This window comes from Streptomyces sp. NPDC048389 (assembly GCF_040706335.1).
In the GTDB taxonomy this organism is placed as follows: domain Bacteria; phylum Actinomycetota; class Actinomycetes; order Streptomycetales; family Streptomycetaceae; genus Streptomyces.
On sequence record NZ_JBEZKP010000038.1, the window covers coordinates 1 to 20,088 of the forward strand.

At 71.2% G+C, this 20,088-nt stretch carries 19 protein-coding genes; 2 read left to right on the forward strand and 17 right to left on the reverse strand.

The window, feature by feature from the left end:
- Positions 1–131: 131 nt before the first annotated feature.
- Positions 132–1,145 carry a non-homologous end-joining DNA ligase gene (gene ligD / locus AB0903_RS23515; protein ID WP_366705794.1) on the reverse strand — a complete coding sequence of 338 codons (1,014 nt, stop codon included), beginning with the start codon at positions 1,143–1,145 and terminating at the stop codon, positions 132–134.
- A gap of 54 nt (positions 1,146–1,199) precedes the next feature.
- Between ligD and AB0903_RS23520 the strand changes: the two genes are divergently transcribed.
- A complete protein-coding gene (locus AB0903_RS23520) occupies positions 1,200–2,270 on the forward strand; it encodes an ATP-dependent DNA ligase (RefSeq protein ID WP_366705796.1) in 1,071 nt (356 codons plus the stop codon).
- A gap of 13 nt (positions 2,271–2,283) precedes the next feature.
- Here the strand turns inward: AB0903_RS23520 and AB0903_RS23525 are convergent, their stop codons facing one another.
- The 16 genes from AB0903_RS23525 to AB0903_RS23600 form a co-directional block, all read right to left on the reverse strand.
- A complete protein-coding gene (locus AB0903_RS23525) occupies positions 2,284–3,657 on the reverse strand; it encodes a lytic murein transglycosylase (protein ID WP_366705798.1) in 1,374 nt (457 codons plus the stop codon).
- Complete coding sequence (locus AB0903_RS23530) at positions 3,654–4,559, reverse strand: hypothetical protein (RefSeq protein WP_366705800.1); 906 nt, start codon at positions 4,557–4,559, stop codon at positions 3,654–3,656. Before AB0903_RS23530 ends, AB0903_RS23525 begins: the two co-directional genes overlap by 4 nt.
- A gap of 20 nt (positions 4,560–4,579) precedes the next feature.
- Positions 4,580–5,125, reverse strand: a complete 546-nt coding sequence (locus AB0903_RS23535; RefSeq protein ID WP_366705802.1) for a hypothetical protein — start codon at positions 5,123–5,125, stop codon at positions 4,580–4,582.
- 18 nt (positions 5,126–5,143) lie between these two features.
- Entirely contained in the window at positions 5,144–5,740 is a 597-nt protein-coding gene (locus tag AB0903_RS23540; RefSeq protein WP_366705804.1) for a hypothetical protein, read from the reverse strand.
- 1 nt (position 5,741) lies between these two features.
- A complete protein-coding gene (locus AB0903_RS23545; RefSeq protein WP_366705806.1) occupies positions 5,742–6,230 on the reverse strand; it encodes a hypothetical protein in 489 nt (162 codons plus the stop codon).
- Positions 6,227–7,543 carry an MlaD family protein gene (locus tag AB0903_RS23550; protein ID WP_366705808.1) on the reverse strand — a complete coding sequence of 439 codons (1,317 nt, stop codon included), beginning with the start codon at positions 7,541–7,543 and terminating at the stop codon, positions 6,227–6,229. Before AB0903_RS23550 ends, AB0903_RS23545 begins: the two co-directional genes overlap by 4 nt.
- Positions 7,543–8,601 (reverse strand): MCE family protein, encoded by a 1,059-nt coding sequence (locus AB0903_RS23555; RefSeq protein WP_366705912.1) that lies wholly within the window; start codon positions 8,599–8,601, stop codon positions 7,543–7,545. Before AB0903_RS23555 ends, AB0903_RS23550 begins: the two co-directional genes overlap by 1 nt.
- A gap of 62 nt (positions 8,602–8,663) precedes the next feature.
- A complete protein-coding gene (locus AB0903_RS23560; protein ID WP_366705810.1) occupies positions 8,664–9,773 on the reverse strand; it encodes an MlaD family protein in 1,110 nt (369 codons plus the stop codon).
- A complete protein-coding gene (locus tag AB0903_RS23565; protein WP_366705812.1) occupies positions 9,770–10,813 on the reverse strand; it encodes an MCE family protein in 1,044 nt (347 codons plus the stop codon). The genes AB0903_RS23560 and AB0903_RS23565 overlap by 4 nt, the downstream gene beginning before the upstream one ends.
- Positions 10,810–11,841, reverse strand: a complete 1,032-nt coding sequence (locus AB0903_RS23570; RefSeq protein ID WP_366705814.1) for an MCE family protein — start codon at positions 11,839–11,841, stop codon at positions 10,810–10,812. Before AB0903_RS23570 ends, AB0903_RS23565 begins: the two co-directional genes overlap by 4 nt.
- Positions 11,838–13,082, reverse strand: coding sequence for an MCE family protein (locus AB0903_RS23575; protein WP_366705816.1), 1,245 nt, complete (start codon positions 13,080–13,082; stop codon positions 11,838–11,840). Before AB0903_RS23575 ends, AB0903_RS23570 begins: the two co-directional genes overlap by 4 nt.
- Complete coding sequence (locus AB0903_RS23580; RefSeq protein ID WP_366705818.1) at positions 13,079–13,882, reverse strand: ABC transporter permease; 804 nt, start codon at positions 13,880–13,882, stop codon at positions 13,079–13,081. Before AB0903_RS23580 ends, AB0903_RS23575 begins: the two co-directional genes overlap by 4 nt.
- 3 nt (positions 13,883–13,885) lie before the next feature.
- The gene (locus AB0903_RS23585; RefSeq protein WP_366705914.1) at positions 13,886–14,689 is read right to left on the reverse strand and encodes an ABC transporter permease; all 804 of its coding nucleotides are present in this window, start codon (positions 14,687–14,689) and stop codon (positions 13,886–13,888) included.
- 26 nt (positions 14,690–14,715) lie between these two features.
- Positions 14,716–15,696, reverse strand: a complete 981-nt coding sequence (locus AB0903_RS23590; protein ID WP_366705820.1) for an ATP-binding cassette domain-containing protein — start codon at positions 15,694–15,696, stop codon at positions 14,716–14,718.
- Between the two features lie 315 nt (positions 15,697–16,011).
- Complete coding sequence (locus tag AB0903_RS23595) at positions 16,012–17,514, reverse strand: DUF6801 domain-containing protein (protein ID WP_366705822.1); 1,503 nt, start codon at positions 17,512–17,514, stop codon at positions 16,012–16,014.
- Between the two features lie 135 nt (positions 17,515–17,649).
- On the reverse strand, positions 17,650–18,234 hold the full coding sequence (locus AB0903_RS23600; protein ID WP_366705824.1) for a hypothetical protein: 585 nt from the start codon (positions 18,232–18,234) through the stop codon (positions 17,650–17,652).
- A 545-nt stretch (positions 18,235–18,779) separates the two neighbouring features.
- Between AB0903_RS23600 and AB0903_RS23605 the strand changes: the two genes are divergently transcribed.
- The gene (locus tag AB0903_RS23605; RefSeq protein WP_366705825.1) at positions 18,780–19,991 is read left to right on the forward strand and encodes a helix-turn-helix domain-containing protein; all 1,212 of its coding nucleotides are present in this window, start codon (positions 18,780–18,782) and stop codon (positions 19,989–19,991) included.
- Positions 19,992–20,088: the final 97 nt, after the last annotated feature.

Consider the following 20,088-nt stretch of genomic DNA (forward strand, 5'->3'; position numbering starts at 1 on the left):
GGGCAGCCGCCGGGACCCCGGCGGGCCGAGGGCCGGGCGCGCGCAGCGGCGGCGGGGCACCCGTGCCGGGCTCGGTGCGCGGCGCCCGCCGAAGCCCGTGAGTGGCGCGGCGACGGGCGCGGGCGGCGAGGTCAGGTGGTTGGCTTCTTCGCGCGGCTCGGCTGGACGCGGGTCGGCTCGCCCGGCATCTTCGGATAGTCCGGCGGATAGGGCAGATCGCCCATGCCGTGGTCGCGCTCGTCCTGGCGCGAGAGCTCCAGCAGGCTCTCCAGCGAGAAGGCGTGCTCGTCCATGTCCGCGTGCAGGTCGCCCAGTTCGGCGAAGCGGCCCGGCATGGTGGCGATGTCGAAGTCGAACGGCGAGACGTCGTCGAGCTCTTCCCAGCGCAGCGGCGCGGAGACCGGGGCGTGTGGCCGGGGACGTACCGAGTACGCGGAGGCGATCGTGCGGTCGCGCGCGGTCTGGTTGTAGTCGACGAAGATCCGCTCGCCACGTTCCTCCTTCCACCAGGCCGTGGTCACGCGCCCCGGCATCCGCCGCTCCAGCTCCCGGCCGACCGCGATCGCGGCGCGGCGCACGCCGGTGAACTCCCAGCGGGCCTCGATCGGCACGTAGACGTGCACGCCCCGGCCGCCGGACGTCTTGGGCCAGCCGCGCAGGCCGTACTCGTCCAGCAGGGCGCGTAGTTCGTGGGCCGCCCGGACGGCGTCCTCGAAGTCGGTGCCGGGCTGCGGATCGAGGTCGATGCGCAGTTCGTCGGGGTGGTCGACGGCATCCCTGCGGACCGGCCAGGGGTGGAAGGGGAGGGTGCCCAGGTTGGCCGCCCAGATCACGGCGGCGACCTCGGTGGGGCACATCTCGTCGGCGGTCCGCCCGCTCGGGAACGAGATGTGCGCGGTGGGGATCCAGTCGGGAAGGTACTTGGGGACGCGCTTCTGGAAGAACGACTCGCCCTCCACGCCGTCGGGATAGCGTTCGAGCGTCGTGGGCCGCTCGCGCAGTGCCCGGAGGATGCCGGGGCCCACAGCCAGGTAGTACTGCGCCACGTCCAGCTTGGTGAAGCCCCGCGCAGGGAAGTAGATCTTGTCCGGATTGGACACCCGTACGGTCCGACCGCCTGCTTCCAGTTCCACCGCTGCACCCATGTGCGCCACCGTAGGCCGAGGGCGGCAAGGCCGCATATCGGGCAGAATCGCCCTATGGATCTGCCCGTGATGCCGCCTGTGAAGCCGATGCTGGCCAAGTCCGTGAAGAAGATCCCGCCGGGGATGCACTACGAGGCGAAGTGGGACGGCTTCCGGGCCATCGTCCACCGCGACGGCGACGAGCTGGTGATCGGCTCCCGTACCGGCAAGCCGCTCACGAGATACTTCCCCGAACTGGCCGCGGAGCTGGCGGCCAATCTGCCGGACCGCTGCGTCGTCGACGGAGAGATCGTCATCGCGCACGACGGGCGGCTGGACTTCGACAGACTCACCGAGCGCATCCACCCCGCCGACTCCCGGGTGCGAATGCTCGCCGAACGGACACCCGCAAGTTTCATCGCCTTCGACGTACTCGCGCTCGGCGACGAGTCGCTGCTGGACGCGCCGCTCGGCGCCCGGCTGGAGTTGCTCACCCAGGCGCTCGCGGGCGCCCGCCCGCCCGTGCATCTCGCGCCGTCGACCACCGACATCGAGGTCGCGCGCGAGTGGTTCGAGCGATACGAGGGGGCCGGCCTGGACGGTGTGATCGCCAAACCGCTGGATCTGCCGTACCGGCCGGACGTCCGGTTGATGTACAAGATCAAGCACGAGCGGACCGCCGACTGTGTCGTCGCCGGCTACCGCTTCCACAAGAGCGGCCCGATCGTCGGTTCGCTGCTGCTCGGGCTGTACGACGACTCGGGAGCGCTCCAGCACGTGGGGGTCTGCGCGGCGTTCTCGATGCGGCGGCGCGAGGAGCTCGTGGCGGAGCTGGAGCCGCTGCGGATGGATCCGGTGGACGGGCATCCGTGGGCCGCCTGGGCTGAGGACAGCGCCCATGCGGGCGCCAGGCTGCCTGGTGCCCCGAGCCGCTGGTCGGGCAAGAAGGACCTGTCCTGGGTGGCGCTGGCTCCGGAGCGGGTGGTGGAGGTGGCCTACGACCACATGGAGGGCGACCGCTTCCGGCACACCGCGCAGTTCCGCAGATGGCGGCCCGACCGGGAGCCCGCCGGCTGCACGTACGCACAGCTGGAGGAGCCGGTGAGCTACGACCTGAGCGAGGTGCTGACCCCCTCGGGAGGGTGAGCAGGCCGCCCCTTCAGCGGCCAGTCGCACCAGCGCTCGGGCTGGGCGGTGCCGAGGACGCCGGAGCGGAGGGCTCGGGGGACGGTTCGGAGGGTGGCGGCGCAGGGCAGTCCGAGGCGCAGGAGGCGAGGGCGGGATCCGACGAGTCGGGGACCGACGGGGCGGGGCTCGGGGTGGATGAGGTGCTGGGGTCGAGTGTGGGGCTGGGGTCGAGTGTGGGGCTGGGGTCGAGTGTGGGGCTGGGGTCGAGTGTGGGGTCCGGACCCGGCGTGGGGTCCGGATCCGATGTGGGGTCCGGCGTGGGATCGGGAGACGGGTCCGGGCTCGGGTCCGGGCTCGGGTCCGGGCTCGGGTCCGGGTCGGGGCCGTCGCTCGGGTCCGGGTCGGGATCGGGGCTCGGGTCGGGGCCGTCGCTCGGGTCCGGTGACGGCCTGGGAACGGCGGTCGGTGACGGGGCCGGGGACGGTGAGCCCGGCGGCGGACCGATGATGATCTCGCCGCCGTCCGCGTCGCCGTCCCCGCCGACGGGCTCCTTCGCCGGGCTCTTCCCACCGGCCCCCGGACTGACCGGTACCACGCCCTTGCCGTCGGCCACCGGGTGGACGCCCTGGCGGTAGAAGTCGAACCAGGCGAGCACGGTGCGCAGATACGCCTGCGAGTGGTTGTAGCTGAGGATGGCCCGGTCCAGATGAACCTTGACGGCGAGGCTCCGGTCACCCGCGCAGAGGTAGCGGGCTGCGGCGAGGGCGGCGTCGTGGATGTTGTTCGGGTCCCTGCGGCCGTCCCCGTTCGCGTCCTGCCCCCAGTTCGCCCAGGTGGAGGGGATGAACTGCATCGGCCCGACCGCACGGTCGTAGCGGGTGTCGCCGTCCCAGGCGCCGTTGTCGGTGTCGAGGATGTGTGCGAAGCCGTTGCCGTCGAGGACCGGGCCCAGAATGGGTGTCAGGGTCGTGCCACTCGACCCGACACGGCCGCCGCGTGCGTGGCCGGACTCCACCTTGCCGATGGCGGCGAGCAGTTGCCACGGCAGACGGCAGCCCGGATCGCCGTGCCCGGTCCGCGCCTCCGCGTTGCGGTACGCCGCCAGCACGGTCGCCGGGATGCCGGCCTCCGCCCGGAACCGGGCCGGCTGGTCGACGGGAGCCGGGCCGGTCGGCGGAGCGGCGGGCGGGGCCGGCGTACGCAGCGGCGGCAGTTCGGTGTGGTACGAGTCGTCGTTGGGTGCCACCGGCCAACCACTTCTGCCCGCCGCCCTGTCGTCGTTCCGGGCCGCGGGCGGGAACACCGGCGTCCCGGGTGCCTGCGAGGCGGTGAGCGCCGCCATGGCGGCAACGGCCGCCGCGGTACCGGCCAGTCCACGGCGCGTCCGTTTCCTCACCGGCCTCATGACGCGGCTCCGAAGGTGTCCAACCCGGCGATGCGCCAGGTGCCGCCCTCGTGCACGGCGTCGACAGCGAGCATCGCGGCGGCGTACGTCGTCTCCTCCTTCGTGGCGGTGCGGGTGTTGCTCTGGTCGGCGTAGAGGAGGACGCGGGCCCGGTCACCGTCGAGGAGTTCGACGCCGCCTGCGGTGACGGTGGTCGTGAGCACCAGCTTCTGCTTCTGCCCTTCCCTGCGGACGGCGGCGAGCATCTCGTCGTGCTGCTCGACCGCCCGGCCCGTCAGATGCTTCTCGGCGGCCAGGTCGAGCGCTCCCGCGTCGGCGAAGTCGTATGAGAAGACGGCCTCCACCGCCTCGGTGACCCGGCCCTTGACCTCGCTGGTCCGGGCGATGTCGGTGAGGGCGGTGTTGCGTGCGGCGGGGGTGTCGCGCAGGTCGCCGGCGCGCGTGGCGGCGAAGGCGGCGAAGCCGCCGAGCAGGAAGGTGAGCACGGCAAGGACGGCGAGGAGCCGTGCGCGGCGGCCGCCGGCCCGCAGGCCGCCGCCGTCACCCGCGTCCTCGGCCGTTGGCTCGGCGGTCGGCTCCACGGTCGCCTCGGCGGCGGCCTCCTCCACAGCCGTCTCCGCAGCCGTCCCTCCGGCCGTCCCTCCGGCCGACGCGCGTCCCGGGGAACGCCCCGGGAGGCGCTTCGCGAAGGGTCGCCGGCCCCCGGTCCGCCCGTCCGCCGGCGCCGTGGCGGTCCGGAGGCCGCCCGCCTCCGGGGGCGCGCCCCCTGTCTCGGCGGCGGTGTCGGTGGCGGCCACGGTCGCGACCGGCGCGACGGCCTCACTCCCGCCGCCGCGTTCGGCGGCCGAGGCGGCCGTCGCCAACCTGCGTTGCCTGTTGATGAGGTGACGCGTCGTCGACATGTCCGGGGTCCTCTCGGTGGTTACTCGGCCGCGGTGTTGCCGACGGGCGCCTGGCCGAGGGCGCTGAGCTTCCAGCCCTCCGGTGTACGGGTCAGTTCGCCGAGCATCCGGCTCTCCTTGCGGGCCGGTTCGCCCTTGGGCGCGGTCACCGTGATCCGCAGGGCGACCATCACACTCGCCCGCCCTGCCCGGTCGTCGAGTTCGGTGACGGCCGCGGACAGCACCTTGGCGCTGGTGACCGTTCCGGACTCCTGGATCTGACGCTCGAACCGGCTTCGTCCGTCGACCAGTTGCCGGTGCAGGTCCCCGGTTGCCGAGTCCTCCCAGGTGTCGAGTCCTCCCTTGAGGTCGCGGTGGTCGAGGGTGTTCATGTTCTGCACCGCCTGGCGGCCGGCGGCCAGCACCTCGTCGCGCTTCTGCGCGAAGGCCAGGGAGTCGTCGTTCGCGGCCCCGTACCAGGACCAGCCTCCCCACGCGGCGAGGCCGGTTGCACCGACGGTCAGCACGAGAGCTGCCGCGACCAGCGGGTTCCTCGTCACACGGGTGCGTGTGCGGGCACGTGCCATGTTCCCTTCCCTTCGGTTTCAGCGGGATGCGATGCCGACGATCCGCCAGCGCCCGTCGTCGAGTTCGGCCGTGACGGACAGCTGCGCGGGAGCGGTGGCGGGCGCGCCGCCCTGCCGCTGCGACACCTGGTCGAGAAAGACCAGGAGCCGCGCGCTGCCGCCGGTCAGACGCGTCACTCCGACCCGTACGACGTGAGTGGTGAGCGTCAGCTTCTGTTCGGCGGCCCGCTTCTCGACCTGGCCGAACAGCTCCGTGTACTGCCGGGCCGCCTTGCCGGCGAGCAGTTCGCGCGCCGAAGCCCGGGTGGCGTCGGTGTGGCCGGGCCGGTACGAGAAGACCGCGGTCAGCGCGTTGCCGACGTCGCCGGTGACCCGGGCGGTGGCCTCCGTGTCGGTGAGCGCCCGGTTGTCCGCCGCGGGAGCGCCCGTCAACTGGGCTGCCCGCAGAAGGAACAGCGCTCCGCCCACCACCAGTGCCACGGCGACGACCACGAGGGCCTGCCGTCGCCGCGTCGCGCGAGGGCCGGGGCCGTCGTCGGACGGGAGCCCGTCGCCCGGCTGCGTACCGGGCTCTTCCGCCTCGGCCGTCACCTCGGCATCTTGCTCGACGCGCACGTCACACCCCTCCGACCGGTACGGCCGCCAGCGACTGGATCTTCCAGCCGTCGGCGGTCAGGGCAAGCGTGGCCTCCAGCCGCTTCCGAAGGGTCCCGGGCCCCGCGCCGCCGGTCTGCCGCGTGGCGACCTCGACCGTGGCGATCAGCTCGGCGGTGCCCGCCCGGTCGTCGAGCGCGGTCAGTGCCGCGTCGGTGACCTCCGCCCGCGTCGTCGGGCCGCTCTTCGTCTTCGCCCGCTTCAGTTCCTCGCGCAGCGGCCCGGTTGCGGCGTCCAGCCAACGGCGCAGGCCCGCCTCCGGCTGCTCCGCGTCGAAGCTGGTGAGGGTCTCGACACGCTCCTTGCCCTCGGCGAGCGCCGTGTCGCGCGAGGCGGCGTAGGCCAGGGACTCGTCGCCCTCCGCCTGCGCGTAGGTCCACGCGCCGAACACGAAGAACGCCAGGGCCATCGCGACGACCGCCAGGGACGCGGCCGGTCTGCCGCGGGTCATGGCGCGACCTCCAGTCCCAGCAGCCCGCCCATACCCGGGGCGGGGCCGGTCACTGCGGGCAGATGGAGCACCCCCGGCAGCACCGCCGCCGGGCCGCCCTTGCCTCCCCGTCCCGAACCTGACCCCGCACCCGCACCCGCACCCACACCCACACCGGGAGACGCACCGGGCAGGGAGCCGGGCTGTACGGGGTCGGGCACCGGGCCGCCGGTGGGTGCGTTGGCACTGCCGCGGACGTTCCTTCCGCTGCTCGGTGGTGACGTGCAGCGGGCCCTGGTGCTGGTCGTTGTGGCGGGAGAGGTGTCGAGGCCGTTGCGGTAGACGGTCTCCTCGTATCCGTCGGTGCAGGGCAGCGGCTTGAAGAAGGTGACCGACAGACCGAACCTCGCCCCCTTGTCGGTGACGGCGGTCGAGCCGGCGGCGGCGACGGCGGGCAGTCTCACGAGCAGTTCCTCGATGCCGTTCTGCCGGGTGACGGCGACTTGCGAGGTGGTCAGCAGGTTGGCGACGACGACGCCGAAGGCCGGGTCGAGGTCGCGCAGCAGTCCGCTGATCTGTCCGGCGGCGTCGGGGGCCGCCGCGATGAGTGCCCGCAGGTCGGTGTCGGAGCTCTTCAGCCGGGCGGCGAGTTCCCGTGCGCCGCCGGCGAAGTCCTTCAGCGCCCGGCCGTGTTCGATCTGGGTGCGCAGGACGGTCTCCCCCTCGATCATGAGCCGGGTGTTGACGGGCAGTGCCTCGTCGGCGGCGCGGACGAAGTCGCTGCCGTTGTCGAGGAGCACCTGGAGGTCGTCGCCGCGGCCGTTCAGTGCCGTGCCGAATTCGTCGACGACCGTGCGCAAGGACTCGAGGTCGACGGAGGAGGCGAGGTCGTCGACGCTGGTGAGGACGTCGGTCACGGGGGCCGGGAGCCGGGTGTCCGCCCGGGTGATGACCGACCCGTCCTTCAGGTAGGGGCCGTTGTCTCCGGCCGGCCGCAGGTCGATGTACTGCTCGCCCACGGCGGAGAGGCCGGCCACCACGGCTTCCAGGTCGGCCGGGATGCGCGGCGCGTCGTAGTCGATGCGCAGCTCCGCCTCGACTCCCTTCTCGGTGAGGTCGATGTCGCCTACCCGGCCGACGGACACGCCCCGGTAGGTGACGTTGGAGTGGGTGAACAGGCCGCCGGTGTGGTCGAGTTGGACCCGCACGCGGTAGTGGTCGCGCATGCCGGCCCAGTGGCCGAGGTCTGCGTGGCGGACGCCGACGAAGCCGAGGACGAGGACGGCGATGACGAGGAAGGCGATGTTCTTGAGGCGGATGGCGAGCGTGAGCATCAGCGGGTTCCTCCACCCGTGCCGGTGAGCGACGGCAGCGGCAGGGGCGCGCCGCCGCCCGCCCGCGCGGCGGCGGGCTCGTCGTCGGGGACGAACTCGGGGATGATCGTGGTGCCGGGTACGGCCGTGACATCGAGGTACACGTTGAGGTAGTCGCCCTTCACGCCGCGCAGCACCTCGTCGGTGAACGGGTAGGTGAGCAGCACCTGAAGGGAGTCGGGCAGGTCCTGGCCGGAGTCGGCGAGCGCCTTGAGGGTGGGGGCCAGAGCTTTCAGGCTCGCGACCGTGTCGGCCTTCGCCCTGTCGATGGTGTCGACGGCGACGGCGGACAGGGTGCCCAGGGCGCGCAGCATGGTGAGCAGCGAGCCGCGCTGCTCCTCCAGTACCTTGAGGCCGGGGCTGAGTCCGGTGAGGACGGTGCCGACCTGATGTTTGCGGGTGGCGAGGGTGGCGGCGAGCCGGTTGACTCCGTCGAGGGCGGCGGTGATGTTCTCCTTGTTGGCGTCGAGGCTCGTGACGAGCTTGTCGACCTGCTTCAGCATGGAGCGGATCTTCGGTTCGCGGCCGGTCATCGCCTTGTTGAGTTCGGTGGCGATGGTCCTGATCTGCTGGACGCCACCGCCGTTGAGGAGGAGCGAGAGCGCGCCGAAGACCTCTTCGACCTCGGGGTTGCGGTTGGTGCGGCTCATCGGGATGGCCGCACCGTCGCTGAGGGCGCCCCGGGCTGCGGCGGGTTTCGGCGGCGGGGTGAGCTGGATGTACTTCTCGCCGAGGAGGCTGGACTGTTCGAGGTGGGCGTACGCGTTGGCGGGCAGCTTCACGTCCCCGTTGACGCGCATGGTGACCTTCGCCGTCCAGCCGTCCCCGTCGAGTGCGATTCCGGTGACGCGGCCCACGGCGACGTCGTTGACCTTGACCGACGACTGCGGGACGAGACTGAGTACGTCGGCGAACTCGGCGGTGATCTCGTACGGATGGTCGCCGAGGTCCGCGCCGCCGGGCAGCGGCAGTTGCTCCGGCCCGGAGAAGGCGGGCACCGAGCATTCCCCCGCGGTCATGCCGATGCCGAGGGCCAGGGCGAGGACGGCGGGCGCGCGGCGCCGGCCGGTTCGGGTGCCTCTCAACGGGAGTCCCCCTTCCGCTTCTCGGGGGTCCCGTAGACCGTGCCGACCGGTGGCAGCGGCAGGGCGGGCAGGGCCTGCTGCCGGGCACCGTCCACGGGGACGAGTCCGGCAAGGGGCTCGGCGCCGGGCGGGACGGTGATCTCGGGTCCGAAACCGAGTTCGTTGATGTCGGCGCGGCCGTTGAGGGTGCGGTTCACCGGGTCGTAGGCGTTCAGCGCGTTGCCGGCGGCGAGGGGAGCGGTGTCCATCGCCTCGGCGAGCGAGGCCCGCTGGTCGACGAGCGTGCGGGTGAGCGGGACGAGCGCGTCGACGTTCTTCTTGAGGCTGCCGCGGTTCTCCTGGATGAAGCCCTTGACCTGCTTCAGTGCGGTGCCCAGTTCCTTCAGGGCGGCGCCCAGGTTCTCCTTGTCCTCGGCCAGAAAGCCGGTGACGGAGGCGAGTTGCCTTTCCGCCTTGGCGACGCCGGCGTCGTTCTTCTTCAGCATGGCGGTGAAGGACTGGAGATGGGAGAGGGTGGCGAACAGGTCGCCGCTGCTGCCGTCGAGGGTCCTGGCCGCCTTGCCGAACTGTTCGATGGAGTCGCCGATCGCCTTGCCGTTGCCCTTGAGGTTGGCCGCGCCGGTGTCGAGGAGGCCGGCGAGCGCGCCGTCGGCGTTGGCGCCGTCGGGGCCGAGCGCGGTGCCGAGTTCGGTGATCGAGGCGTAGAGCTGGTCGACCTCCAGCGGCATGGCGTTCCTCTCGGCGGGCAGGACCGCGCCGTCGCGGATGCGCTCGCCGCCGGTGTAGGCGGGCGCGAGCTGGATGTAGCGGTCGGCGACGACGCTGGGTGCCACGACGACGGCGTGCGCGTCCGCCGGCACCTCGATGTCCTCGTCGAGCAGCAGGGTCACCTTCACCTGGTCGCCCTGGGGCCGTAGGGTCTCCACCGTGCCGGCCTTCACTCCGAGGACGCGCAGGTCGGAGCCCTCGTAGACGCCGGTGGTGCGGTCGAAGTACGCGGTGATCCGGGTCGAATGGGACTCCTGGAGCGCCCTCGCGCCCGCGGTCCCGACGACCGCGACGACGGCGAGGCCGGCGCCGATGCCGACGACGCGTCTCAGGTTCACGATCCACCGCCCTTCGCGGTCACCTTGGGGGGCATGCAGCCGGTGGCCGGGGGGGTACCGGCGGGCAGGTAGTTCTTGGGGACGAGTCCGCAGACGTAGGTGTCGAACCAGCGTCCGTTGCCGAGGGTGTTGCCGACGAGCCGGTAGTAGGGCCCGGCGAGGGCGAGGGTCCGGTCCAGCTTCGCGCGGTTCTTCAGCAGGACGGCGGTGACCTTGCCGAGCGCGTCGAGGGTGGGTTTCAGCTGCCGCTTGTTGTCCTCGACGACGCCGGAGAGCTGGGTGCCGAGGCTCGTGGTACCGGTGAGCAGGGCATGGATGGCGTCCCGTCGGGCCTGGATCTCGCCGAGCAGCAGATTGCCGTCCTCGAGCAGCGTCTCGAAGCTGCTCTTCTTGCCGTCGAGGGTCTTGGCGAGCTGTCTGCTGCCCTTGAGCAGTTCGGCCAGCTGCGCGTCGCGTTTCGACACGGACTTCGACAGGGCGGAGAGTCCGGTCGCGGCGTTGCGGACGTTCGGGGGCGAGTCCTTGAAGGTGTCGTTGATCGCGTCGAAGCTCTCTGCGAGCTTCGCGGTGTCGATCTTCCCGATGGTCTCGCCGAGGCCGTTGAGGGCCTGTGTGACGTCGAACGGTGAGGTGGTGCGGCTGGTGGGGATGGGCTCCGCGGGGTCCTGGGCGCGAGTGCCGAGCGGGTCGAGGGCGAGGTACTTCTCCCCGAGGAGTGTCCTGATGGCGATGGCCGCGGTGCTGGAGTCGCCGATCCAGGCGCCCTTGACCTTGAAGGAGACCCTGACCTTGGCTCCGGCGAGGGCGACGGCGGTGACTTCGCCGACCTTGACGCCGGCGATGCGGACCTCGTCGCCCTCGTCGAGTCCTGCCGCCTCGGTGAAGTCGGCGGTGTAGCCGGTGCCGCCGCCGACGAACGGCAGGGCGTCGGCCTTGTACGCGGTGATGCCGAGCAGTGCCAGGACGAGCAGCCCCACGAGAGCGACGGCGACGGGGTTGCGTTCCTGCACGGACTTGGCGCGGAAGCGGGCGGTACTCATCCGCGGCACCTCGATTCCGTGATGCCGATGCCGGTGGGCGCCGGGCTGCCGTCGGAGGTGGCGACGCCGGTGACCCGGGCCTCGCAGAGGTAGAGGTTGAGCCACGATCCGTAGGAGGCGATACGGGTGACGGCCTGCATCTTGGCGGGCGTCTTCGCCAGGAAGTTCTCGATCTGCGGTGCCCCCTTGTCCAGTTGCCGGGACAGCCGGCCGAGTTCGGCGATGTCCTTCTTGAGCGGTGCCCGTCCGTCCTTCAGAAGACCGGCGGTGACGGTGGTCAGGTCCCCCATGGCCGCGACGGCCTCGCCGAGCGGTTCCCGGTCGCCGGAGAATCCGCTGACCAGCTTCTGAAGGGTGATCACCAGCTCGTCGAAGCCCGCCTCGCGGTCGTTGACGGTCTTGAGGACGGTGCTGAGGTTCTTGACGACCTCACCGATCACCCTGTCCTTGGCGGCGACGGTGCCGGTCAGTGATCCGACGTGCCTCAGGAGGCTGTCGACGGTGCCTCCCTCGCCCTGGAGGACCTGGACGATGGAGGCTGCGAGGTCGTTGATCTCGCCCGGCGACAGGCCCTCGAACAACGGCTGGAAGCCGTTGAACAACTGGGTGAGGTCGAGGGCGGGGGTGGTGCGTTCCAGCGGGATGGTGCCCCCGGGCGGGAAGCTGCGGCCCACCGGACCGGCCCCCTGGTCGAGGTCGATGTAGCGCTGGCCGACCATGTTGAGGTACTTGACGGAGGCGGTCACCGACGCGGGCAGCGCCCGGCCCTTGCGGACGCTGAAGGCGACCTCCGCGACGCGGCGGTCGACGACCTTCACCGATTCGACCTGGCCGACCTTCACCCCGGCGACCCGGACGCTGTCACCGGCGACGAGCCCCGTCACATCGGTGAAGCGGGCCTTGTACGGGGCGGTGTCGCCGACCGAGGTGTTGGCGATGGAGAACGCGAGGACGGTGGTGGCGAGAACCGTCACCACGATGAACGCGAGGGACTTGATCAGAGGTCCCACGAGGCTGCGGCGCTTCACTTGAGCGTCACCTCCGCACCGCGGTAGACGGGGCCGGTCAGCACGCTGCTCCAGTCGGGCAGCTGGGTGGGGGTCTTCTTCAGCTCCGGGGCCATCAGTTCGTTGACGAGCCGGTTCTCCTGCGGCGAGTTGGGCAGTCCGAGGTTCTCGGTGGCGGCGGACGCCGCGGTGGGGGCGGGCCGGCCGGTGTAGGGGACGGCGTAGCAGTGCGGTCCGCCGCCGCCGCCGCTGCCGTAGGCCGGGGCGTCCGTGCCGGGCACGTACGCGCCGAGGGAGGGCACGCTCGTCACGTCCACGTGGAGGCCCGGCTCGTCGGTGCCCTTGCCGAGGGCCTTGTCCATGGCGGGCACGAATCCGGCGAGGGTGCGCAGGGTGCACGGGAAGGTGGACGAGTACCGGGCGAGGAGTTCCAGGGTGGGCCGGCCGTCGGCGGCCAGCCGGATCAGGTTGCTCCGGTTCTTGTGGAGGAAGGAGGTGAGGTCCTGCGCGGACTTGGTCGTGGCGCCGTAGAGGCCGGCGAGTGCGGCCTGCCGGTCGGCGATGGTGCCGCTGGTGGTGGTGAAGTCGGTGAGCGCCTGGAGCACGTCGGGCGCGGCGTCCGCGTAGAGGTGGCCGACCTCGACCAGGTGGGCGATGTCCCGGTTCAGCACCGGCAGATGGGGGTTCAGCTTCTTCAGATGCGCGTCGAGGGTGACGAGGGTGTCGCCGAGCCGGTCGCCGCGGCCCTGGAGGGCCTGGGAGACGGCGGTGAGGGTCGCCGAGAGCTTCTCCGGCTTGACCGCGGTCAGCAACGGCAGCACGTTGTCGAGGACCTGCTCCAGCTCGATGGCGTTGGCGGAGCGGTCCTGGGTGATGGTCTCCCCCGCCCGCAGGGTCTGTACCGACGGGTTGCGGGCAGGCGGTACGAGCGCGACGAAGCGCTCCCCGAACAGAGTCGTCGGCAGCATCTGCGCGGTGACGTCGGCCGGTACGCGCCTCAGCTCGTCCCGTTCCAGCGCGAGTGTGAGCCGCGCACCGGTGCCGTCGGCGCTGATGCCGCGGACCTCGCCGATGACGACGCCGCGCAGCTTCACCTCCGCGCCCCTGTGCATCTCGTTGCCGACCGCGCCGGTGAGGACGGTGACGGTGGCGTCGTCGGTGAACTTCTTCTCGTAGACGGCCACCGAGAGCCATACGAGCAGTACGGGCACGAGCAGGAAGGCCACGCCCGCGAGCCGTCTTCTTGCCGTCCGCGCGGTCATCCGGCCACCTTCACCGTCGTGGTCGCACCCCAGATGGCGAGCGAGAGGAAGAAGTCGGTCAGGCTGATCAGCACGATCGCGTTGCGTACGGAGCGGCCGACGGCCACGCCCACACCGGCGGGGCCGCCGCTCGCGCGGAAGCCGTAGTAGCAGTGCGCGAGGATCACCATCACGCTGAAGATCAGCACCTTGAGCATCGACAGCAGCACGTCGTCCGGGGAGAGGAAGAGATTGAAGTAGTGGTCGTAGGTGCCCGCGGACTGGCCGTTGAACAGGACGGTGATCCAGCGGGAGGCGAGGTAGGAGCTGAGCAGTCCGATCGCGTACAGCGGGATGATCGCGACGACCCCCGCGATGATGCGGGTGGTGACGAGGTACGGCATGGAACGCACGCCCATCGCCTCGAGGGCGTCGACCTCTTCGTTGATCCGCATCGCGCCGAGCTGGGCGGTGAAGCCGGCGCCGACGGTGGCGGAGAGGGCGAGGCCCGCGACGAGGGGGGCGATCTCACGGGTGTTGAAGTAGGCGGAGACGAAACCGGTGAAGGCGGACGTGCCGATCTGGTTGAGGGCGGCGTACCCCTGGAGGCCGACGACCGTGCCGGTGAACAGGGTCATCGCGATCATCACGCCGATGGTGCCGCCGATGACGCCGAGGCCGCCGCTGCCGAACGCGACCTCGGCGAGGAGACGCTGGACCTCGCGCAGATAGCGGCGCAGGGTCTTCGGGATCCACAGCAGGGCCCGCAGGTAGAAGGTGAGCTGGTCGCCGGAGCGGTCCAGCCAGCCGAGCACGGCCATCGCTCAGCCCCCCTTCGCGGGGACGATCTGCAGATAGATCGCCGTGAGGACCATGTTCACGAAGAACAGCAGCATGAAGGTGATGACGACGGCCTGGTTGACCGCGTCGCCCACTCCCTTGGGGCCGCCGCGCGGATTGAGGCCGCAGTGGGCGGCGACGATCCCCGCGATGAAGCCGAAGACCAGGGCCTTGAACTCGCTGATGTAGAGATCCGGCAGCTGGGCGAGGGCGGAGAAGCTCGCGAGGTACGCGCCGGGTGTGCCGCCCTGCATGATGACGTTGAAGAAGTAGCCGCCGAGCGTCCCGACGACGGAGACCATGCCGTTGAGGAGCACGGCGACGAGCATGGTCGCCAGCACCCGGGGCACCACGAGGCGCTGGATCGGTGAGACGCCCATGACCTCCATGGCGTCGAGTTCCTCGCGGATCTTGCGGGAGCCGAGGTCGGCGCAGATCGCCGAGCCGCCGGCCCCGGCGATGAGCAGGGCCACGATCAGGGGGCCGGCCTGCTGGATGACGGCCAGGACGCTGGCGCCGCCGGTGAAGGACTGGGCGCCGAGCTGCTGGGTGAGCGAACCGACCTGGAGGGCGATGACCGCGCCGAACGGGATGGACACCAGAGCGGCGGGCAGGATGGTCACACTGGCCACGAACCAGAACTGCTCGACGAATTCCCGCAGTTGGAACGGTCGGCGGAAGATCGCCCTGCTCACGGCGATGGTCAGTGCGAACAGTTTCCCGGTCTCGCGCAGCGGGGCGAGGAGCCTCGAGGGGGCTCCGGGCGAGGGTCTGTCCGCCTCCGGCACGTCCTGGCGCACCGGAAGCCCGGCGGTCACGGCGCCACTCCGCCGGCCGGGCTGTAGCCGCGCATGATGGCCGTACGGGCGGACTCCGGCAGCTGGGACATCATCCCGAGGACGCGTTGCCTGCGGCGCAGGGCGCCCTGGCGGACGGGCATACCGGGCGAGGGTTCCAGCTGCGGGACCACGGTCCGCGGGCCGGGGTCGTAGGCGCCGCCGCCCCGCTGTTCGGCGGCGAGGGTGGCGGCGTCCTTCTCCTCCGACATCCCGATGGGGCCCTCGCGCCGTCCGCCGAGGAACTGGGCGACGACCGGCTCCTCGCTGGTCAGCAGCACCTCACGGGGGCCGAAGGTGACGAGGCCGCGACGGAAGAGCATCCCCATGTTGTCGGGGACGGTGGCCGCGATGTCGAGGTTGTGGGTGACGATCAGCATCGTGGCGTCGATCTGCGCGTTGAGGTCGATCAGCAGCTGCGAGAGGTAGGCGGTGCGCACCGGGTCGAGACCGGAGTCCGGTTCGTCGCAGAGGATGATCTGCGGGTCGAGCACCAGGGCGCGGGCGAGCCCGGCGCGTTTGCGCATGCCGCCGGAGATCTCACCGGGGAGTTTGCCCTCGGCGCCGAGCAGACCGACGATCTCGATGCGCTCCATCACGATGCGCCGGATCTCGGACTCCTTCTTGCGGGTGTGTTCACGCAAGGGGAAGGCGATGTTGTCGAAGAGCGACATCGAGCCGAAGAGCGCGCCGTCCTGGAACATGAGGCCGAAGAGCTTGCGCGTCTCGTAGATGTCGCGTTCCGGGCTGTTCACCATGTCGACGCCGTCGATCATGACCCGTCCGCGCTCGGGCTTCAGCAGTCCGATGATCGATTTCAGGAACACGGTCTTGCCGGTTCCCGAGGGGCCGAGCATGACGCTGACTTCTCCGGCCGGGAGGGTGAGCGTGACGTCCTGCCAGATGTTCTGTCTGCCGAAGGACTTGGTGAGACCTTCGACGACTACCTCGATTCCCATTTCACCTCCCGGTTCGGGTGTCCGTGGGCAGCGGGCCGCGCACGGGTGTCGAAAGTGGTGGAAGTGCACCGGGCGCCCGCACGCTACTTGCGGGTAGGCGGCCGCGGCAATGGCTGTGACCAGCGCTTTCAGGTCGAACTACAGGGATTGTCATGTGGTGACAAGACAGCGTGGAAGCCTTGTCTCCTGTTGCGTGTGCGGGCGCTCCCGGTGCCTGTGCGGGGCTCTCCATACGGGGTGCGGGGCTCTGCATGCGCGGTGCGGGGCTCTGCATGCGGCGTGCGGGGCGGCCCGGCGCGGCCGGACGGCGTGACGTCACGGGGTGGACGGCGTCGGGGACTGCCCGGGGAGCGCCGGCACCGGGGGCGGGCATTTCAGACCTGGCGCGCCCGGTACGCAGAGCGGTCCCTGACGCATCGCGATGAGGTTGTCGGGCCCGGAGAGCGACGCGCTGAAGAGCTGGTCGAGGTCCTCGCCGCCGCTTCCGCACCCGGTGAACTCCGGAATGGTGACGGTGCCTCGCATCGGCCCGCCCACCAGGACGCTCACGTACTCGGGGAACTTGCCGTGCAGGACCACCGGGTAGGGCCGGGCGGTACGGCAGTCGGGTCCGACGTCGAGCGGTATGCCGTTGACCTTGACGTCGTGGACCCGCAGCGACTGGTAGAAAGCGGCGACGGCGAAGTTGACCTGGTTGGGCTTGGACCCGATGGTCCCCGTGGAGATGGTGAGCGGACCGTTGACGAACTCCACCCGGGCGGACACCGGTTGGAAGCCGAAGGCGAGGAAGGTGCTGGAGGCGACGGGCAGGGCGATCTCACCGTAGGAGTCGATACGGAAGTAGTAGCCGCCGGGGCGGCTGGCGGACCGCCGGAGCGTGCGCTTGACGGCGACCAGATTGATGGCCTCGGGCTGTGCGGCCGGGTCGTTCACGATCATCGCGCTGCCGAGCTTCCGCACATTGGCCAGTCCGACGGCGTAGGCACATCCGTGCTGGCCGGGGAGGTTGCTGACGAACGGGGGCTCCCCGGGCGGGGGCGGAGGTATGAAGCTCTCCTCGATCCCCCCGGACGGCCGGTCGGGCGGGCACACGTCGGGCTGCTCGCTCTCCGGAGGTGAGGGGGCCACCGCGATGTCGCGGTCCGGCTCCCGGTCGGCCCCGTCCTGCCCCTCACCCGGCGACGGGGCGCCGGAGGGGGCTGGGGGCTCCTCACCGGCGACCGGGACGGTCGCGAGGAGTGCGTCCTGTCCGGCGGCGGGGGTGCAGTCCACTGCCGGCAGGGGCATCGGCTCACTGCCGTCGGCGGTTTCCGGCAGCAGCCGGAGCGAGACGGGCCCGGCGGAGAAGGTGACGTCGCCCTGGGCGGTCACCGTGACGGAGGGCACCTTTCCGGTGTGTTCCAGCTCCAGTCCTCCGTCCTCGCCGAGTGCGGCGGCCGGGGCGGTGAGGGAGGCCCAGGAAGCCTCCGCGGAGCGGGTGTTCTGCCGCACCTGGGCCGTCATCGTCAGCGAACTCGCGACGCTCCGCACATCGGCGGGCAGGGTCCCCTCCAGCACCCCGGGCGGGATCGTCACCCGCACCACCGGCTCGCCCGGCTGCATGGGACGGCCCACGGCACCCGTGTCGGGGAAGGAGCCGCCGACGGCGATCCGCACCGCCCCGGTGCCCTGTGCGAACGCGCAGTCGTAGGTGAGTCCGACATGGATGTCACGGGCCTGCGCGGTGGATCCCGGACCGACGAGCAAGGCGGCGACGAGCCCCGTGGCACCGACTACGGCGACGCGGGCAGCTTGGGAGCGGGTGCTGAAGCCTGTCATCTACGGGTGCCTCTCCAGCTCTGGTCGGTGCGGCAGCACGATCCTGGCGGGGCCTGGCGGGGATGGGCGGTCCGCTGCCCCAAGGGGCCCCGCGGCACGGGGGTCCGGCCGCGGGGCCCCGGAACAGCGGCGGCGTCAGGCCGGGCTGATGGTGTGGTTGCCGGAGACGTCGAAGACGGCCTCGAAGAGGGCCGGGTCACCGTCGTTGATCATGCCGAAGCAGTTCGCGTTCGACGCGACGAGGTCACCGTCGTCGATCACCAGTTGCTTGGTGTCGTTCTTGTAGTGGCCGGTGACGGAGCCGGCGAAGTCGGCGGTGCAGCCGCTGCCGCTGATGCTCGCGTCGACGCCGGTGATCGATCCGTCGACGGCGTTCGGGACCGCGCTCACACCGAGCGCGTTGAGGTCCCACGGGAAGCTCTTGCTGACCACGTCGAACGGGATGCCGATGACCGAGCAGTCCTCGAACGTGAGGGACGTGATGTTGCCGACGTCGTTCGTGGCACTGGAACCGATGGTGCCGGTGGCGGTGGCCGAGGCACACTCCAGGACGGCGGCCGGAACGGTGAGGGTCGGGTTCTGGGCCACGGCGGTGAAGGCGCCGCCCGGGGTGACCGCCCAGCCGGCGGCGGAGGTGGCGGACGCCTGAGTGACGGCGAGGCCGAGTGCGGCCACGGTGGAGGACGCGACCAACGCGGCGTTTCTGATGTATCTGCGCACGGGTGTGTTCCCTTCAGGGGGATCGGCGTACCTGGGGATCGCTCTTCGTCCGCACAGACCGAAGAGGGGTTGCGGCTCGTTCGAGGGACGCGCAGTCCGGGGACTCCCCCGCCCACGGCCGCCAGGCCGCAGGGGAGGAACACGGGTCGAATTCTGTTGGCCACCCGCTCGCCCCTGCTTTCGGAGAGTGACGTTACGAGCGGGTAACCAGTCGCGCAATACTGGTTCGGCAGATTCCCGCAGAGCCCCTACCAGCGGGTATTTTCTTGTCGCCGGCGCAACACCCCACTCCCGTTTTCTTGTCCGGAAGTGAGCGTGGCACCCCCGTCCGCACGCGGCGCACCGTGCGTCTCCCGGCCACCTCCATCCCCGGCCAACCCTGTCGCGCCCGCTGTGCAGGCGTGCTCCTCTGGTCTATGTTCAGCACCCAACGTTCAGCACCCAACGTTCAGCACCCGACGAAGTCGTCGTGCCTGTCGGTCCGTGGGAGCGCTTCCCGCCGCCTGGCCCCCCACCGGACAACCGGAGACCGAGGGGAGAGAACCATGCCCAGAAAGCCGACCCAGCCGTCGGACGCCGGCGAGCCGCTGGGCCCGCTGCCGCAGGAGTTCGCCGCGATCATCAGGCCCGAACTGCCCAGCCTCATCCAGGAGATCGGTATCGAGGTGACGCGCGCGTACCCGGAGTACGGGCGACTGCTCAAGGGGCCGTACGGTCGGGCGATCCAGATCGGCGTCGAACAGAACATCTCCGTCTTCGTCGACCAGGTCGCCTCACCGTCGGCGCCGTCACCGCTGCGCGACGAGATGCTGCGCCGCTTCGGCCGGTTCGAGGCGTACGAGGGCCGCAGCCTGGACTCCCTCCACGGCGCCTACCGGCTCGGCGCCCGGGTCGCGCTGCGCCGCGCCAAACGGATCGGCCGGCGGTACAACCTCTCCCCCACGCTGATGCTCAGCTTCGCCGATGCCCTCTTCGCCTACGTCGACGAGCTCGAAGCCCTCACCAGGGAGGGCTACTTGGAGGTGCAGGCCAGGACCGTCGAACAGGGCTCGGCCGCCCGCCGCAGGCTGCTGCACCTGATCATGGCCGGGCCGCCCGTGCCCCGGCCGGCCGTCGCGGAGCTGTCCGAGCAGGTCGGCTGGCCGCTGCCGGAACAGGTCACCCTGGTCGCCCTGCGCCCGTCGAAGGAATTGGCCGGAACGGAACTCGACAACGATGTCCTCTCCGAACTGGGCGGACCACAACCGCACTTACTCGTCCCGGGACCGGTCGACCTCCGACGAAGACACCTGCTGGAGAAGACGCTGACCGGCCACCGGGCCTCCATAGGACTGACCGTACCGATCGCGAACGCCGCGGACTCCATCCGCTGGGCCCGCCGCCTGCTGGAATTCATCGACTCGGGCATCGTGGACGACGCCCCGCTGACCTGCTGCTCCGACCACATGCTCACGCTGTGGCTGCTCTCCGATCCCGCCCTTCTGGACCGGCTCACCGAGCGTGAACTCGCCCCGCTCGCCGGGCTGACGCCGACCCGCCGGAGCCGGCTGGTGGAGACCCTGCGGATCTGGCTCGACACCCGCGGCACCGCCGCCCAGATGGGCGAACTGCTCGATGTGCATCCCCAGACGGTCCGCTACCGGCTGCGTAGCCTGGAGTCCATCTTCGGCGACCGGCTCGGCGACCCCGACCGCCGGTTCGCCACCGAGGGCGTGCTGCGCGCGCTGCAGCTGCGGGAGCGGCGCGAGCGGCGCTGAACCGATCCCGGACCGGCCGGTCCGGGATCGTCGGGCGGACCCCGTCCGGGCCGCCGCCGTCCGGGGCGCCCCCGTCCAGGCCGCCGCAGTCCAGGCC

Excerpts from the sequence above, each read along its gene's own strand:
- ligD (WP_366705794.1), bottom strand. The coding sequence starts at position 1,145 with ATGGGTGCAGCGGTGGAACTGGAAGCAGGCGGTCGGACCGTACGGGTG.
- AB0903_RS23520 (WP_366705796.1), top strand. The coding sequence starts at position 1,200 with ATGGATCTGCCCGTGATGCCGCCTGTGAAGCCGATGCTGGCCAAGTCC.
- AB0903_RS23525 (WP_366705798.1), bottom strand. The coding sequence starts at position 3,657 with ATGAGGCCGGTGAGGAAACGGACGCGCCGTGGACTGGCCGGTACCGCG.
- AB0903_RS23530 (WP_366705800.1), bottom strand. The coding sequence starts at position 4,559 with ATGTCGACGACGCGTCACCTCATCAACAGGCAACGCAGGTTGGCGACG.
- AB0903_RS23535 (WP_366705802.1), bottom strand. The coding sequence starts at position 5,125 with ATGGCACGTGCCCGCACACGCACCCGTGTGACGAGGAACCCGCTGGTC.
- AB0903_RS23545 (WP_366705806.1), bottom strand. The coding sequence starts at position 6,230 with ATGACCCGCGGCAGACCGGCCGCGTCCCTGGCGGTCGTCGCGATGGCC.
- AB0903_RS23550 (WP_366705808.1), bottom strand. The coding sequence starts at position 7,543 with ATGCTCACGCTCGCCATCCGCCTCAAGAACATCGCCTTCCTCGTCATC.
- AB0903_RS23555 (WP_366705912.1), bottom strand. The coding sequence starts at position 8,601 with ATGACCGCGGGGGAATGCTCGGTGCCCGCCTTCTCCGGGCCGGAGCAA.
- AB0903_RS23565 (WP_366705812.1), bottom strand. The coding sequence starts at position 10,813 with ATGAGTACCGCCCGCTTCCGCGCCAAGTCCGTGCAGGAACGCAACCCC.
- AB0903_RS23575 (WP_366705816.1), bottom strand. The coding sequence starts at position 13,082 with ATGACCGCGCGGACGGCAAGAAGACGGCTCGCGGGCGTGGCCTTCCTG.
- AB0903_RS23580 (WP_366705818.1), bottom strand. The coding sequence starts at position 13,882 with ATGGCCGTGCTCGGCTGGCTGGACCGCTCCGGCGACCAGCTCACCTTC.
- AB0903_RS23590 (WP_366705820.1), bottom strand. The coding sequence starts at position 15,696 with ATGGGAATCGAGGTAGTCGTCGAAGGTCTCACCAAGTCCTTCGGCAGA.
- AB0903_RS23595 (WP_366705822.1), bottom strand. The coding sequence starts at position 17,514 with ATGACAGGCTTCAGCACCCGCTCCCAAGCTGCCCGCGTCGCCGTAGTC.
- AB0903_RS23605 (WP_366705825.1), top strand. The coding sequence starts at position 18,780 with ATGCCCAGAAAGCCGACCCAGCCGTCGGACGCCGGCGAGCCGCTGGGC.